This is a genomic window from Variovorax trehalosi, assembly GCF_051216415.1.
Lineage (GTDB): Bacteria > Pseudomonadota > Gammaproteobacteria > Burkholderiales > Burkholderiaceae_C > Variovorax.
This window is the reverse complement of record NZ_JBPJZG010000004.1, coordinates 567,620-580,949: the sequence shown is the minus strand read 5'-3', so window position 1 is coordinate 580,949 and position 13,330 is coordinate 567,620. Positions and strand designations below refer to the sequence as shown.

The window sequence follows — 13,330 nt, the reverse complement described above, 5'->3', positions numbered from 1 at the left end:
AGACTAAATCTATCAGGAGGGAGTCTAGGTACTTATGACGGCATCATTACTTGGGTAGTCTGGGATGACCGTAGTGGCGGCCAGTTCAGACTGCAGTTGGATCTCCGCCCCTGGTACCGTCCACGCCTGCACTGGGGTGAACCAGCACATCGTTCCACGGTGGCACCCGGATCGCTGGCTGCTTGTCACTAGCCTGTTCATCCTTTGGCCGCTCTTCCTCAGGCTGCTTCCAGGTCAGATCGGCCACCAAGAAGTCCAACCACGCTGGCGCCAAGTCCAGACCGTCGGCCTTTGCCAGCGGCGCGGGTTGCTGGTGTTGATCCTGCAAGCAGACCATGATGCGCTGGCGAACAGCCTCTGGATCACTGAAGAAGCGAGCAAACGCGTCCAGCTCTGGGCTGCCTAAATCGGCCTTCAAGCGGCGGTCCCTCTTGGCCTCGAGCAGTTTGGCCAGCGCCCCTCGAAAGCTCATTGGCTCGCGTAGGGCTGCAAATGCCTTTGTGCTCAGCAGGCGCGCCAACGTTTGGCTGCCTTTTTTGTCTTTGAGTTGATCCCGCAGGGAGGCTGTCAGCGCCCGCGCGTTACCTTCTTTGTGCAGAACTTCCACGATGGGCAAATAGGCCACCATGGACACGGGTTCGGGCAACAACTGCGGGCGCGGTTTACCGCTGACCAAGTGAACCGGATCCAGATCTACCACCACCAGGGCCTGGTCCGTCTCAGACAAGGCGCCCTGGCACGACGGCTGCAAGATGCCGTGGTGCCAGCCATGGTAGGGCGTGAGTAGGCGCACGATCCCCGCGTGTTCCTTCGGCAGCTTATGCACCGAGTCGCAGCCAATGAAGCAACTGCCGCCGACACTCAGCCCCTTGCTCGCGGCATTGCAGAACACCGTGGCCGTACCCGAGGCCAACACGCTGGCCTGGCCGGCATGCCAATAGTCGTTGCTGCGGCTTGTGCAGGCCGGCACCAACAGCACTGACCGTCGCTCTCGGTTGCCCTGAGTGACGGTCAACAACTCGCCCAGCGCATTTATGTCGAGTTCGACAAGTTTCGCTGCCAATGTCGCATCCACGCCAAACTGCCGCAACACCTTGGCCAAGTCTTGCAGCAGGGGACGGCGGTTGGCTGGGCTGGTGAGCAGGAACAACTCGGAGCAGATCAGCTCTACGCAATACCGCAGCTTCTGTGGGCCGTGAACGAGGGCCCGCATCATCTCCTTAATCTGCTCAAAAGTCCGTGCGCCAGTCCAAGTGCTACGCAACGCATCCAGTATCAGCTCCTCTCGGTACAGGGGCGCCAGTGGTTCGCTACCAGGTCGAAACAATTCGTGCGCAGCCACGGCGCGGTATTTCTTGTCACGCTGAAACTGCATGACCCGGGCATCGCCTTGCAATCCAAAGGCGTCGGCCTCGATTTTTTCGGGTTGCCACAAGAGGGTCAATTTCTCCTTCAGGTGCTCTGTATGGTTGCTCGCCGCCTCGAACAGACGATAGGTACCCGCCAACACAGCCAAGCCTGGATGGTGAAGTAACTCGCCTTTCAACCACTCCACCGTGTCAGGCCGAACCGACACCTCGGGAAGCACCAAGAGTTCCACCTTCAGCTCGCGACACGCGCGCAAGGCTTGGCCCAGCAGAACCCGGCGCCGATGCTCGGGCCAGGAGATGACCTTGAGGTCGTTGTGCCAATGGAATTCCGCATTGCGCTTGGCGGCCTCGTGAACGGCTTTGAGGTCGCCATCCAGATGCACCTCCAACTCCTTTTTCGCCATTGGGTCCAGAGGAATGCCGCCCAGTCCGACTTCGGCAATGGGGTGGCTGTAGCTGTCGTCCACCCGCCACTGGAACAGCGCGACGCGCAGGTGGCCTCGTGCATTCAGATCTACGTCATCGGTGGTTCTGCCAACGCCGAAGCGCTTGCTCCACGAGTTGCTTTGCCACTCTTCCAAGTGCTCAATCGGCACCGCACCAGAAACAGCAGGGGCCGCTGGTGCAGATCGCACGTAACCCTCAGCAGCTTGGTCGCGCTTCACGGGTTCACCCACGTCGGCATGCAGAGGGGTTGCGGATGGGGCATCGCCTTCCTCGAACGCTATGGCCCCGTGAAAAGATGCGTTGTCGGGCAAGCCGTGTGGTCGTGGCACGACCTGCGGCACCGACGGCGTCTGATCCGCAGGGCTGAACCACCGTCCAAGCTTGTGGTCCAGAGTGTGCACCGCCAGCAACTCATCGTCAGTGCCGCTGCGTGTCTCTGACCACGGCGTCAGCTTGCGCCGACCAAAGGGTAGCTGTGGCAATGTATTGGCAAACAAGCTAGTGAATTGCGGCGTGCTCATTTGCCAGCTTTCGCCACTGGCGTCAGTAAACTCGTCGGTGTGCGGATGTCGGCCAAACTTCGGGCCTTGCACGTTCACCACGCGCATGCCACGCAAGACGTCAAGCGCGCACAGCGCCTTCGGCAAAGCGACCATTACCTCGTCGCAGCGCTGCAGCGTAAAGGTGGGCAAGGCATCAAAGGGCCAAATCGTGTTCTGTTCTTCAGCACCCTCCTCCTCACGAACCCCAGCGGATGGCGCGGTCTGCCACTGAGCAAGGGCTTCGTACACCGACAACAGATCCAGGAGGTCAAAGGCCTGTGGCAAACCGGCATCCAGCAAGCCGATCAGGGCCAGCATCCAATGCCACGGGCTGGCCTTGCATAGCGCAGTCCAATCGCCATCCAGCAGCCGTTTGCGCATGGCGTTGTAGTCGCCCTGCGGATCCAGGCGCTCCATGTCGGCCATTGACCAACCTGGTGGCAGGTTCAGGCGCTCCGGCATGCGGGCGGCACCGGACGCCTGTGCATGGCCCCACAGTGCGGCCACACTGCCCCGCAGCCCAGTGCCGATGGCGCTAAGTGCCAGCGCCATGCGCAAGGGAGGAGCATTGCTATTGGGGGCTGCACCCGTGGCTAGGTACAGCGACTGGTACAGCGCCAGCATCAAGCCCAGCTCCGGGCGCAGAGGTGCGGTCTGCTCGACCAACGACTTAAGCGGAAGGCCCTGTAGTACCCACAGGGGCAGCTTGTTCAGCGCCTCGGGAAACACCCGGTGCAACACATGCCGCATGTCATCGCCGCTGCCATGCTCAAGACGCATGGCCATGGCGCGGCTTTCGGCCTCCACCTCCAGCAGATGTCGCACCTGGGCGTCCAAGCCTTGGCGCGCCGGAAACTCTTGCAGCCGTGCCAGAGCGCGCGTCACCGTGCGTGGCATGCGGGCCTCAGCCTTGCTGGTCGAGTCAATCTGGGCCGAAGACAGATAGCGGCCCTGCAGTTTGCGCAATTGCTGGCGCAGCACATAGGCCTCGAGTTCCTGCTTCGCCAGGGCTTCGGTGACTTCGGTGCTGTCCGTTGCGTCGCCCGGAGCCTTGCGCTCATCGAGCTGCTCGTCGCGCTCGCCGGTCTCGCCGGCCATGTCGGCGGCCACGCCCAGCACATCAGCCACCGCCCAGCCTACGCGCCACAGCTCGGCCCCCGCAAAGGGAACCGTCACCGTTTGCACCCGGTCGTCCCGGTCGTGGTACCAGGCGGTGACGCCCAGTTGGTCGCGCTTGACGCGATCGGCCAGCAGGTAGAGCGTAGTCACGTCGCCCTGGACTTGCCGGAACAGCTGTGGCCGAAAGGGCACATAGGCCAGACTTTGCTCGCCATCCACTGCCCTCTGGTGCATGGCCAGCAGGGCATGGTAGAGACTGACCGCCCGGTGCGTGATTGGCTCTTGGTCATACTGCGTGCCGATTGCAGCGGGCGCCAGTTCGGTCCATGGTCTTGGTTCGGCGCTTTTCTCCAGAACAAGCCGTTGAGCTTCCGACTCCGGCACTTTGACAAACCGCACGGACGTTTCGTCGGCTGGGCAAGGCGGCTCAGCACGCATGGCCACTTGGGCAAATCGTCGCTCGGACTCAGCTGCTGGTGAGGCGGCGTACTCCACTCGCAACGAGTATCGATAGAGGTCGCGCCCATTAGCGCTGGGCTGGGCATCAATCGCATACAGCGACGCGGTAATCTCGCTGCCTGTTGGCAGGTGGGGAATCAGTTGCTTACCCGCGCCAGACTGCGAAAGCAGACGTGGAAACTCGCGTGCGAGGGTACGGAGCTTGTCATTCTGTGGCGAACTGTTGAGGACGAAGTCAATCGCCAGTCCGACGGCTACGGCGGTGCCGTCCATCGGTGCGGTACTCCCCTCGTTCTTGGGCGGAACCAGCTGGTCGATGACCTCATGCGCGCGCGCCAATTCATCATCGTTCGATTTCGTTGGTCGCCGTTCCCACAGCGCGTTCAAGGGATGATTGGCGGTGTTTTGAAGTTGGATTGTGTCTTGCTGCGCCAGACTCTGACCGGCTAGGCACAGCCACTCGATGACTGTCAGCCGGCCGCCCTGCTGCGGTGGCAACGTCAACGTGGCGCCCGGATTGCCCAGGAGGCGGTGTGCCTTGCGCACAACCATCCAGGCGCGCCGGCGCACATGATCGAAGTTGGTCGCCGGCTTAACCTGGTTGATGAAAACTGGCTCGCAGACTTGCCGTGCCAGGTCCAAACGAAGCTTGCGATCCTCTTCACGCTCAGTCAGAAACTTTCCGTTCTCCTGCCACGGATGGTTGTCTAGCAATTTGTCCAACCCTTCCACGGCAAACAGCCAGTGGTAACCGCGCTGCTCAAACGCGCTGGCCCAGGGCTGGTCGCCGCAGACCTCGTTCCACAGGTCCCAGAAGCGCTCCCACAGAGACGCATTGGCTGCCACTTCGCCGTCTATTTGGGCTGTGGCAGCTACCTGCCACCACAGCCAGCGCGCGCACAGGCCCAGATCACCAGCGCGTAGATCTGGGGCACCCAACACGGCCTTGACCTGGCCCGCGATCTCTCTGGGCTCATGCATCAACGCAACACGTCGCAGCATCTGCAAGGCGCACTGGCGATCGACTTCAGGCATTTCGCCGCCCAGGCTGTAGTCGGTCTCGCCGTCGCCCACCAGGGGGGGATCCCAAGCTGGTACAGACGGCGCCAAACCGCGCCCATCGTTGAGTTGGCGCATCACCTGTTGGGGTGAGCCGGCGCGCACATGTTCGCCTTTGTGGATCAAGTCGATGGAGCGCTCTGCGGACTTCGATTGCAGTAATTCACGCAGTTGCTTGAGCAAGTCTTCGCTGTCGGCAAACAGCACGATGTCGTCCACATAGCGTGCATAGCCCGCGCGCGGCCGCCAGACGTCATCCGGGCCTTTCTCGGCTGTGCTGTGGATGAAGCGGCGGGCCTCTTCATCCACAGGAAACAATGCAACGGTGCCGATGTAGGCCGACAGAACAGGGCCCTGCGGAATGCCCACGATCTCGCTGCTGTACTGCGTCTTTCCTTGGGCGTCGGGATCAAGGTACTGGTGGTGAAAGATCAGTCCCATCAGTAGGCGCTCAAGCTTGGCCTCGCGCTCGGCGTCCCAGGGGGTAGTGCTGGCTTTTGGCCAACCGAAGATGCGCCCAAAACCTTCTGGCACACCATGCACGTCCAAGGCTTGGTTCAGTGGTGTCAACACCGCATCGCGCACGACAAAGCGCTGGATCGAGTCGTAGTAGCGCTTGGCGTCGAGCCGAAGTACATGCACGCGCGGCCCGATGGCATGGCACTGCTTGGCCAGGCTGGCCATGAACTCACGCCAGCACTGCCCAAATGGGCGGAACATGCCCTGGTCAGACGGAGTCTGGTCGCCCTCCAAAACGTCCATGTCGACTTGGTAGCCAAAGCTCAGGGTTTTGGGCAGGTCCAAATCATCGTCAAGCTCATTGAGCTGCGCACTCAAGCCCGTCACCACTATTTCTCGGCGCGAGGCGTACCAGCGCACGGCCGGGATGCCGTCTGAAAAAGCCCGGCCCGCAGCGCTTGGCCGGTCATGACGCTGGCTGAGCAATTCGTTGAGAACGATCTGCTGCACGAGCAGGTCAGCAGGGTGTGGCATCACCTTGCGGCGCGGGTCGTCCAGGACCTTCGGATCGGCCGTCAGCTTGCGCGGCAGTTGCACCGCGTCAAAAGGCGCAGCCTGCTTCCAGGAGCGGTCACCAGTCATCATGGCCTGTAGGCGATCCAAAGCGATCTGGTCAAAGAGGCGTGCATTACCTCCTAGGGTCTGCCAGACCTCTTCATCGCAGGGCAACTCGCCGCGGCGCGCGCCGTGGTAGGCCAGGCTGCGAGCCAGCGCCACACGCGGAAGCACTTCTTCGAGGTAAAGGCCACGTGCCGGCAACCCGCGATGGCTGGTCTCGGCCATTGCCAACTCGGCGTGAAGTTGCTGAGCCCAGTCCCAAGCGCATGCCGCTAATCGCGCCGCCGCAACCTCGGCTGGTCGGCGCCCGTACAAGCGCCTGAGCGCCATGCCGACGCGAAACAAAGCGCGCTCACGCACCGTAGGCACCAGGTGGCCGAATCGCTCAGGCTGTAGATCAGAGGCGTCTTGCCCGCCTAGGGCCTGCACTAACAATACGGCCTCGGCCGGCAGGTCGAAGGCCTGCAGCCAAGCAGTGGCTTGCTCAGCCGTGCGTAGACCACGCAAGCACGTATCAGGGTCTTTGCCCAAGGCCGGTTTGCTGCGCCAAGGCATGCCGATCCAGCGCAAGTTCACGCCGCGCAGATCCAGCAAGCGACGCACCAGTCGATCCGTCCCGCCAAATCCGGCCGGATCATTGTCGAGAAATAGGATGTACGCCAGCTCAGCGCTGGAATCTGACTCATCTGCCAGCTTCTTCAGCCGCTCCATAGGCTCTTTGCCCAGGCTGGTGCCCATCAACGCGACGGCAGGCTGGCCAAGGGACTGCAGGCGCAAAGCATCCAGAAAGCCCTCCACAAGGTACAGCCTGGCCGGTAGGCTGGCTTTAGAGGTCTGCTTTACAGCATCGAAGGCTGCGGGTTCATTGAACAGGACCTTGGTCTTTTCAAGCCCGGAGGTGAGCAGGTATTTGGCCACGCCCTCGGGCGGTACTCCCTGCAAGGCGCGGCCTGCAAAACCCAGCAACTCGGGTTGCTTGACCGTGCCACCGTGAATGGGAATGACAACGCGGCCGTCATGAAAGCAGTCTCGAAACTGGTCATGCAGATTCAGCTTGCCCTGGGCTGAAGGTGAGCGCTGATGCAATCGCTGAACCAAGCCCAGAGTCTGCAGGCCATCGATTAGCTCGGCACGCTCACCCACGCTCTTGGATTGCAGGGCCTCCACCAACACGCCGTGAGTGATGCAGCGCAAGCCTCGCTCGTACAGGAAATTTCGGTCGAATTCGCGCTCGGCGCACCAAGCAATGAATCGCTGGTCATCGTGCCGTTCGTCGTAGATGCGCAGAGCAAACTTCCGTGCTGTCTCGCTGGCGGCAGCAGTGGCGGCCCGCTGCTTGGACGGACGAGACGGCGACTTGATGCCGAACTGCTGAGCTAGCCATTGAACCGCGGGCAAGAACTCCAGGCCCTGGACCTTCTTGACCAAATCAATGGCGTTGCCATGGGCGCCGCAGGCAAAGCAGTGGTAGTGCGCAGTGGTCGCGCCGTCGGCGGGATAGAGGTTCAACGACGGGCGAGTGTCTTGGTGAAAAGGACACAGCGCTTGGACAGTGGCGCCTCGCCGCGCGGTCAGCATGCCCAGACGTTGCATCACGTCTTCCAGCGGAATCTTGGCTAGTAAATCACCAACGTCGTAACGACCGTCCATCGCATTCCCTCGAATTATTTATCGTGTTCGGGGCAGGTTATCAGACGCCCTCCTAGAGGATCCGCCCACGACGCCGGTCGATCGCTACGTGCTCGGCCGCCGACGCCTATGGCCAGCGACTTTGTGCTTCTGGACGGTCGTTGGGCGCATACAGTCAATCAAGCCGACAAGCAGCTAAAGAAAAAGGGAGTCACGCACCGTCTGCCCAAGGCTTTCCCCGAGCGGCAAGTACCGCAGTTCATGGACGCACTTGACGCATATCCGGAAGCTGCGTAGGAGCGCAAAGCCAAGACAATCTCTAGATGAAAAGCAGCCCCGTAGGGCCGACTGCTTCTTGGTTGAGCTCAAGCTCTGCGCATTGCCCGTACCAGAACCATTTTTACTGGGTCTCGTGATTTCTACGCTGACTACGCGCTCTTCGCTCAATTGAGCCTGCCCACTGCAACGTAGAGTGCATTTACTCGGCGAAACCACAGCCCCTCAATTGGACCGGCCATCGTCGACACGATCATGACGCGCTCTTCGGAACATCCCCGGAATATGGGGTGGTGATCCGGACCGCGCCCCCCATACTCCGCTCCATATTGGAGCGGGGGAGACACGGTGTTCCTTAACGATCAAGAAACGGCAGTCGACCTGCTGTACTACGAGTCGGTCGCCAAGACTGTCGTGAAGCTGGTGCGCTCGACACCGCTTGTGCCGGTGACGATCGGCGTGCACGGCGATTGGGGCGCCGGCAAGTCGAGCGTACTCAAGATGACGGCAGCAATCCTCGAGAAGGATAAGAAAACGCTGTGCATCTGGTTCAATGGATGGACCTTCGAAGGATTCGAGGACGCAAAGACGGTCGTGATCGAAAAGATCGTCGAGGAGTTGCTCCGCGCCAGACCTGGACATGCGAAGGTGGCTGAAGCGGCCAAGAAGGTCTTCAAGCGAATCGATTGGCTCAAGGTCGCGAAGAAGACAGGCGGACTTGCTTTCACCGCGATGACGGGCATCCCGACTTTCGATCAACTGGAATCCCTGGCCAATGCCGCGAAGGCGTTCATCGCCAAGCCCGGCGACGTTATCTCGAGGGACGACATCAAGCAATGGGCCGATCAGGCCGGGGAGTTCGTCAAAGACAAAGAAGGCGCGAAGGACAATGTTCCTCACCAGATGCACAAATTCCGGGAGGAATTTGAAGAACTGATAGAGGCGGCGGACATTGAGCAACTGGTCGTCCTGGTCGATGACCTCGACCGATGCCTCCCGGAGACCGCCATCGCGACGCTCGAGGCGATTCGGCTGTTCCTCTTCGTGCCGCGCACCGCGTTCGTCATCGGCGCCGACGAGATGATGATCGAATACGCCGTCCGCTCTCACTTCCCGGACTTGCCGGCACAGGTCGGACAAGTCCCGTATGCGCGGAACTACCTGGAAAAGCTCGTCCAAGTTCCATTTCGCATCCCAGCTCTGGGCACCGCAGAAACGCGCATCTACGTCATCCTCTTGCTCGCCCAGTTGGCGCTCGGGGAGCAGGATCCGAGCTTCAAAAAGCTGCTCGACCTGGCCCGCAGCGAATTGAAGAAGCCTTGGGCAACGCGCGGCCTAGATGTGGGCAGCGTCACGACAGCGCTGGGCGCGGCACCATCCCCCGCGCTGTCGCGGGTCCTGAATACTGGAGTTCAGATCAGCAACATCTTGGCCGAGGGCACGAAGGGGAATCCGCGGCAGATAAAGCGGTTCCTCAACTCTGTACTGTTGCGCTTTGCGGTTGCGGAGGAGCGAGGATTCTCCGATCAATTGGAACAGTCCAAGTTGGCCAAGGTGATGTTGGCGGAGAGCTTCGCACCGGTGTTCTACCTGCAGCTTGCGCGGATGGCCGTGACGAGCGCGGGCGGGCAGGTCCTGGCGCTCGCGCAACTCGAAGCATCCGTGGGGGCCACAGTGGCGCGCCCAACTGCCAAAGGTTCCGCCGCAAGCGCGGCCCAACCCGAGGTCGAGGAATGGTCTAGGACAGACTGGATCAAGGAATGGGCAGCCATAGCCCCGCCGCTGGGGACCGAGGATTTGAGGCCCTATGTGTTCGCGACCCGCGACAAGAGGAACTATCTAGGCGGCTTGGCGGCCGCGAGCCATCTGGATGCCTTGGTGGATCGCCTGCTCGGATCTCGCATGGCGGCCAAGAACCTTGTCTCCGAGATCGACAAGTTGGCTGGAACCGAACCCGAACAGGTATTCGATGCGCTCCAGACCGCGATCCGGAGCGCGACCGACCTCAGCAAAGAACCTCCGGGGCTGCACGGCATGGTGGCCCTGGTGACAGGTCACCCGAAACTGCAGCGACGATTGGGGGCGTTCCTCGCCGAGCTCCCGGCAGGCTTGATCGGCGCCTGGGCCACCACGAACTTCTCCACGTTGCAGACCGAGCCGGAGCTCGCGGCGTCGTACCGAATCCTCCTAGAGGGATGGGCCACCCAGTCCGAAAATTCAAAGCTGAGGGCCGCCGCGCAAGGCGCGATGAAGCTATTGAAAGCATCCTGATGGGGACCTCCAAAGGTTTCGGTGGCCCTTCCAATGGCTTGGTGCCTTCTTGGGCGGACGATCCCGCCTCCGGCGCGGACCCGGCGGGGCAGGGCGCGGGAACTGCCTCCCCGCCTGCGGGCCCTACGCCTCCAGCCGCCCCACCAGCAGCCGCTGCACCGGCGCCTCCCCCGAAGACCTTGACTCAGGCGAGGTCCAAGTTCACGACCTTCACAAAGACCGGGAGCTCGAGCGCCTTGGGCGGTGCACTGCGGCGCCATGTAGCCAGCACAGGCGGGGCGTCGGGGGCTGCACGGCGCATGGGGGCGTCTCGCGTCACCGGCGGACGGCTGCTCGGCGTGCTGCGCGACGCGCAGCGCGTCGGTGTCGCTGAGGCACTGCGGTCCAGGGGACTTCAGCAACTGATCGGCCGGCCGGCGGAAGAGGTCTTCCTCGGCTTGATCGACATCGTCTGTCTGCCGGGCGGCCCCGTCGACGAGGGGATATCGCGGCAAGCGTTGCTGGATGCGATCCAGGACCAGGTCGAGGCCGGCGTGGTGGATTTCGGAGACCTGACGCCCGATCAGCTCAAAGAGTTCTTCCTCGACTACATCATCCGATCGATCGAGGGAAAGGTGATCAGCGACATCGCGGCAAAGAGCATCCGGCTTCCCGAGAACGTCGAGCGCGCGCTCGATCTGGAGGAGCAGCTCAAGGACTTCATTTCCGGCGCGACGCGCAGTCACCTCGGCGAATTGCTCGAGGGCCCGCTCACCGCCTTCACCGACCCACAGGTCAACAACAAGGTCTTGCAAATCTACGAGGCGGCCTACACCCTGGTTGAACAGGCCGGAGAGGAAGCCGAATGAGCCACCAAACCATCATCTTTCGACTCGGCGCATCCGACAGTGCATTGGTGGCGCCATCGCGACCGGATTCAATCGTCACGGACGTCCCGTTCTTGGACCCCTACGACAAGCCCATGTACGGCGTCGACCATCCGTTGGATCAGCTCCGCGAATGGGGATTCAACCCGTCTGAGATCGGCGTAGAACTCATTATGTTAGCCACCGCGCTGACCGCCGCCGACACACGAATCTCGAGGGGCGCGCACTCTCAGGACGGCTGGTCGCGCGAGATTGATTTGCATCTGCCGGTGAGTGACGTTGCCCGTTGGTCGTCGCAGGCGATGCTCCTTCAAACAATGCTGAGATTCCTGACCGGCGATCGTTGGCAACTCTTCTTCCGTCCACGCCCGACTGACGCGCCGTCGTTGGTGCGGCCCACCGAGAAGCTTCGGATGTTTGAGCCGTCGTGTGTGTGCTTGTTCTCCGGCGGGCTCGACAGCTTCATCGGGGCGACCAATTTGCTTGCGCGCCGGGAGGCGCCGATGCTGGTGAGCCACTGGTGGGATCCAAACGCCAGCAAGCATCAAACCAACTGCATCGAGGCGCTCGCCGCGAGATTTGCCCCGCAGGAACTCCATCACGTTCGAGCACAAATCGGCTTCGACCACGACACACTGGCGCAGTCCAGCCGAGAGGACACGCTGAGGGGACGTTCATTTCTGTTTTTTGCCCTGGCCGCGGCCACGGCCAGCGCGGTGGGTGGGGTGGTGACGGTGTACGTCCCGGAGAATGGCCTCATTTCCCTCAACGTCCCGCTGGACCCCTTACGGGTTGGGGCGCTGAGTACGCGCACAACACACCCTTTCTACATGGCCAGGTTCAACGAGCTATTGCAAGGCCTAGGCATCCCCGCCCAACTGGAAAACCCGCACCGTCACCAAACGAAGGGGGAGATGGTGGACAGCTGTCTCGAGAAGGACTTCCTGCACACTAGCGCTAAGCTGACGATGTCCTGTTCGGCCGAGGGCAAACATCGCCACGACCGCGACGAGGCTCGCCGAAAGGTCCAACACTGTGGGCATTGCGTCCCGTGCCTCATACGGCGCGCGGCTCTGCACGCAGGGTTCGGTTCTGACGATACCGAGTATTGGCTCAAGGATCTGCATGCCCAGGCGATCGACTCGTCGACAGCGATGGGCGAGCACATTCGAGCCTTTCAGTTCGCGTTGGCGCGCCTGGCGGCCCATCCAGGCAGGGCACGACGTGACATCCATCAGCCCGGCCCGCTGTACGATCATCCCGACGACCTCGACGACTATGAGGGCGTATACGTCCGGGGCATGCAGGAGGTCGCCGAACTGCTTGAGGACGTTGAGGCGAGACCGATCAAAGATGGATGATGCGTATGCGCCCACGATGGGTCGATTTTCACTGCCACTTGGACCTCTATCCGGACCACGCTTCTCTGGTGAGCGAGTGCGATCACGAGCGCATCGCCACGCTGGCGGTCACAACGACGCCCAAGGCCTGGAAAAGGAACCTTGAGGTCGCAACAGGTTCGGAATATGTGCGGGTTGCGCTCGGCATGCATCCACAACTGGTCGCCGAAAGGGCCTCGGAGTTGCCGCTCTTCGAGAAGTTCTTGGGCGAGACCAGGTACGTCGGCGAAATCGGCCTCGATGCAGGGCCGAAGTTCTATCGCTCCTTTTCCGAACAGGAGCGCGTCTTTTCCCGGATCCTCGGCGCATGCGCCGAGCAGGGCGACAAGATCCTCACAGTCCACAGCGTTAGGTGCGTGAGCAAGGTCCTGGACCACTTGGAGAGGTCGTTTCCGCTCGACCGCGGCGTCGCCGTCCTGCATTGGTTCACCGGCACAGCGGCCGAGGCGAGAAGAGCGGCTGAGTTGGGCTGCTATTTCTCCATCAACGCCCAGATGCTTGTGTCGGAGAAGACTTGCCGGGTCGTCAGCGCGTTGCCCCGCGAGCGGCTGCTGACAGAGACTGATGGACCGTTCGTGGCGTTCAATGAACGCCCCTCCCGGCCGCGCGACGTGGGTGAGACACTTAAGTCGCTTGCTAGCACCTTGGGGATTGAAGTTCAGGCTGCGAGCGAGTTGGTGGTGACGAATTTGGGCGCTCTCACTCGCAATCGCCGAGTCTGAAGCAGCTTGCCGTGCATCGCCGCTGATTCGCGCTTACCTCGGCGAAGTCTGTGCCGGATGCAATGAAGCTGCGGCCCTCAATTGCTCGCGAGC

General features: G+C 61.7%; 5 protein-coding genes. 4 read left to right on the top strand and 1 reads right to left on the bottom strand.

All coding sequences use genetic code 11. From position 1 onward, the window contains the following. Window positions 1–85: 85 nt before the first annotated feature. Window positions 86–7,723 carry a CHC2 zinc finger domain-containing protein gene (locus tag ACSFA7_RS18190; RefSeq protein ID WP_435500660.1) on the bottom strand — a complete coding sequence of 2,546 codons (7,638 nt, stop codon included), beginning with the start codon at window positions 7,721–7,723 and terminating at the stop codon, window positions 86–88. 603 nt (window positions 7,724–8,326) lie between these two features. On the opposite strand from ACSFA7_RS18190, the gene qatA reads away from it, so the two are divergent. From qatA to qatD, 4 genes are all read left to right on the top strand, one after another. Continuing rightward, window positions 8,327–10,249, top strand: a complete 1,923-nt coding sequence (gene qatA, locus ACSFA7_RS18185; RefSeq protein ID WP_435500659.1) for a Qat anti-phage system ATPase QatA — start codon at window positions 8,327–8,329, stop codon at window positions 10,247–10,249. Between the two features lie 236 nt (window positions 10,250–10,485). After that, entirely contained in the window at window positions 10,486–11,097 is a 612-nt protein-coding gene (gene qatB / locus ACSFA7_RS18180; protein ID WP_435500658.1) for a Qat anti-phage system associated protein QatB, read from the top strand. Further along, window positions 11,094–12,476 carry a Qat anti-phage system QueC-like protein QatC gene (qatC, locus tag ACSFA7_RS18175; RefSeq protein WP_435500657.1) on the top strand — a complete coding sequence of 461 codons (1,383 nt, stop codon included), beginning with the start codon at window positions 11,094–11,096 and terminating at the stop codon, window positions 12,474–12,476. The genes qatB and qatC overlap by 4 nt, the downstream gene beginning before the upstream one ends. Beyond that, a complete protein-coding gene (gene qatD / locus ACSFA7_RS18170; RefSeq protein ID WP_435500656.1) occupies window positions 12,473–13,237 on the top strand; it encodes a Qat anti-phage system TatD family nuclease QatD in 765 nt (254 codons plus the stop codon). Before qatC ends, qatD begins: the two co-directional genes overlap by 4 nt. Window positions 13,238–13,330 lie beyond the last annotated feature (93 nt).